This is a genomic window from Mycobacterium sp. KBS0706 (assembly GCF_005938675.2).
Classification (GTDB): domain Bacteria; phylum Pseudomonadota; class Alphaproteobacteria; order DSM-16000; family Inquilinaceae; genus Inquilinus.
This window is the reverse complement of sequence record NZ_VCCH02000384.1, coordinates 1-357: the sequence shown is the minus strand read 5'-3', so window position 1 is coordinate 357 and position 357 is coordinate 1. Positions and strand designations below refer to the sequence as shown.

Annotated in this window: 1 protein-coding gene; it reads right to left on the bottom strand. The window is 72.0% G+C overall.

Going from position 1 to position 357, the window contains the following annotated elements; translation table 11 throughout:
- The coding region (locus FFK22_RS42385; RefSeq protein WP_143957064.1) for an AMP-binding protein at positions 1-357 on the bottom strand (357 nt) is incomplete at both ends.

Sequence of the window (357 nt, the reverse complement as noted above, 5' to 3'; positions counted from 1 at the left end):
GCCGCTTCGTCGGGCTGTGCCTCGCCGGCGACATAGCCGACCAGACGCCCGTCGCGCAGCACCACCACCGCATCGCGGATGCCGGAGCGGGATCGGAGCGCAGCTTCGATCTCGCCGAGCTCGATCCGCAGCCCCCGCAGCTTTACCTGGTGGTCCAGCCGGCCGAGATACTCGATCGCCCCGTCCCTGCGACGCCGAACCAGGTCGCCCGAGCGGTACATCCGGCTGCCCGATGGCCCCTGCGGGTCCGGCACGAAGCGATCCGCCGTCAGGTCCGGTCGGCCGAGATACCCCCGCGCCAGGTTCACCCCGGCGATGTACAGCTCGCCCGACACGCCCTCCGGCACCGGGTTCAGG